1 protein-coding gene and 1 pseudogene are annotated in these 2,519 nt (G+C 59.3%); one reads left to right on the forward strand and one right to left on the reverse strand.

Annotated elements, in window-relative coordinates:
- Window positions 1-184 precede the first annotated feature (184 nt).
- Window positions 185-1,438: a hypothetical protein gene (locus DU490_RS17550; RefSeq protein ID WP_114575372.1), complete on the forward strand. Its 1,254-nt coding sequence runs from the start codon at window positions 185-187 to the stop codon at window positions 1,436-1,438.
- Window positions 1,439-1,674: 236 nt separating this feature from the next.
- Here the strand turns inward: DU490_RS17550 and DU490_RS16835 are convergent.
- Window positions 1,675-2,397: pseudogene (locus DU490_RS16835) on the reverse strand (transposase); the annotation flags it as partial.
- Window positions 2,398-2,519 lie beyond the last annotated feature (122 nt).

A 2,519-nucleotide genomic window follows, 5' to 3' on the forward strand; every position in this document is an offset into this window, starting at 1 on the left:
TTACGCTTTACCTATCACAATGAGGACGGGTTTAGCTATCCAGCCTATAAGACGCTCTATTGTCACAAGAAAGATCTCGATAAGCGCGTCGATTTTATTCGAGAGAAGCTGCCCAGCACCCCTTATCGTGAATGTAAGCTGGATGTTGATTCAGAGGGTGCCTTCGCGGTGGATTAGGCCTGCTATGGGCGGTGTACTGGCACCGACCATCGCTATGTCCCGGAAAGCGGGCTTAATCCCGGCTCCGGCCGCGGGGAATGGCTTGAAATCGATGGCCGTGTCATTGCGGCTCCAGCCACAAGAAACGATTGAGCAGCTAATGGCGAAAAAGACACAAACCGAACCGCTTCCCGAGCCGACGCCAGGCCAGCCCCACCGAGCTGGCGATATCGAGCGCATCGGTACCAGCAAGATCACTTATCTGGCACCGCTGCCACTGCCCACCGGCCTGTCGCCGGTGGACTTCAGTCGAGTTGTCGGCGAGATGAACGATACCTGGCTCGATTATGGGGTCGGTTCACCTAATGTTTTTGGCTATCAATTCGCCATTGGTGTGCCCCTGTTCTTTATCTTTTTTAGTCTTGTAATGGTTCCCTTGTTGCTGATTTCCATTATGGATTGGCAAGGGTATCAGATCCTGCTCGGAGTGGCTGTTATGGGGGGGGCAGGATTCCTGATGTCATGGTTCTCTATTCGTAGAACGCATCGAAATTATTTGAAGGCCGTGCCAATACGCTTCCACCGCCAGCGCCGCGAGGTGTGCTTTATAGTCAAGGAACAGCGCCTGGGGCATGAGGTCGAGGAGCCGGTAATCGTACCTTGGGAGTCGCTGATGGCCTGGGCCGTGGAGGGGTATGGGGCGACCCAATACGGCACCACTCAACAGTACGGGCTGGGAATCGGCTATGCTCATCTCGAGACGGGAAAGTGGCTCAAGACGGAGGGTCGCACGGCGGGCATGGCTCTTTCCCTCGGGGAGTGGGAGGTATTACGTGCCTATATGGAATACGAGCTGCACAGCCTGGATGAGGTACAGGATGCGCTGGGCCTGAGGGAGCCTGGCGATCCACCCAATCAAGGCATGCATACTATCCGTAATGCCCAGCGCAAGCTTCACGGGGGTCTGCGTGATAACCCCTCTCTCTGGCGCTATTTTTTTGCGGCGGGGTGGTATTTCTACCATGCGCTTACCCTTTGGACCCTGCCTGGGTATCTTGCTGAGCGGGAGCACAAGGCTATCCAGCGTCAGCAGCCTCAACAGAGACTGCCTGAAGTGGAGGCGTGGTCCCAACCACTTCCCAAGGAACAGTGGGCCAAGCCAAGCGAGGAACTGGCCCTGCTCTCCGCCGAGGTGCGCCGGATTCGTCAGCGCGATCCGCAGCGTCCAATCGAGGAAGTTTTCGCTGAGGCTTATCGTCATCAGGGAATCGAGGCCTAATCTCCATGGCTAAGAAGCGCGCAGGTCTTCCTGAGCCTGAGCTATCTCAGCCTCACCGTGCGGGTGACGTGCAGGCGATTCCCGGGGGACGCATTACCCCGCCTCATTCATGAGGGCGCCGATCGAGTGTCTTGAAGACCCTTGCTGCCGGCACCGCCCCTCAGGCGCAGCATTTGCGGCGTGAGAACCTGCCGATATATGCCCAAGGAGAGCGTTTTTTTGCCACTCTATAACCTTCAGGAATGAATTGCGGTCATCAGAGCAGCCGGGACCGTCAGCCACCATTTGTCGGCGGCATCGCCGAGGTGAACGGTGATGCGCCGGGCGTGCAGCGACAGTGTGGCGGCGACCTTGAGCACCTGCTCGCGCATCCGTGTCAGGCTCCAGCCCTGGCGGGTTTGCCGCACCAGCAGACAGCGCAGACCATGCAGTACCTGATAGGCGTAGAGGCTCAACAGCAGGCTCACTTCGTTGCGAGCCATCACGTCCTGAACGGTGGAGGCGCCACGATCCGTCGACGAGAGGTGCACGTCGAGCGTCGACTTCACTTCGCCCATGTGCGCCTCGGCGCTGCCGCGCTTGCGGTACAGCGCCAGAATCTTCTCCGGCGGCCAGTCGAACTTGCCGAGGTTGGTGACCAGGAAGAAGGCATGCAGCAACAGATCATCGGGGCGTTCCTGCACCACCAGCACCACGCGTCGCGGCGTCGGCCAGGAACCGGCTTGATACTCAAGGTCGTGGCACCACTCACGAAGCTGCTCGGGCGGGCGGCCTCGGGGTCGCTTCAGGTAAGGCGCCGCCAGCTTCTGCAGGCCGGTGTGGCTACGCAGCCGGCCCAGGTACTCGATGTCGCGATCTTCCAGCGCCTCCAGCGTGTCGTTGTCGGTGAAGCCCGCATCGATGCGCACCCGCACCTGGGCCCCGGTACTCTCGTTGAGTCGCCTGACCAGGTGCGGGATCCCCCCCAGTGTCAGGATGAGTGTCGTACCCTCTGATAGCCTGTTCTTATAAACCGATCAGGGGGCGAAAGGAGACACTCATGCCTCGTTACTCCGAGGAGCGCCGACAAGCCGTGGTGGCC

Source organism: Halomonas sp. DQ26W (assembly GCF_003339685.1).
In the GTDB taxonomy this organism is placed as follows: Bacteria; Pseudomonadota; Gammaproteobacteria; order Pseudomonadales; family Halomonadaceae; genus Halomonas.

What these genes read in the sequence shown, in the direction of transcription:
- DU490_RS17550 (WP_114575372.1), top strand. Translation starts at nt 185, where the DNA reads ATGGGCGGTGTACTGGCACCGACCATCGCTATGTCCCGGAAAGCGGGC.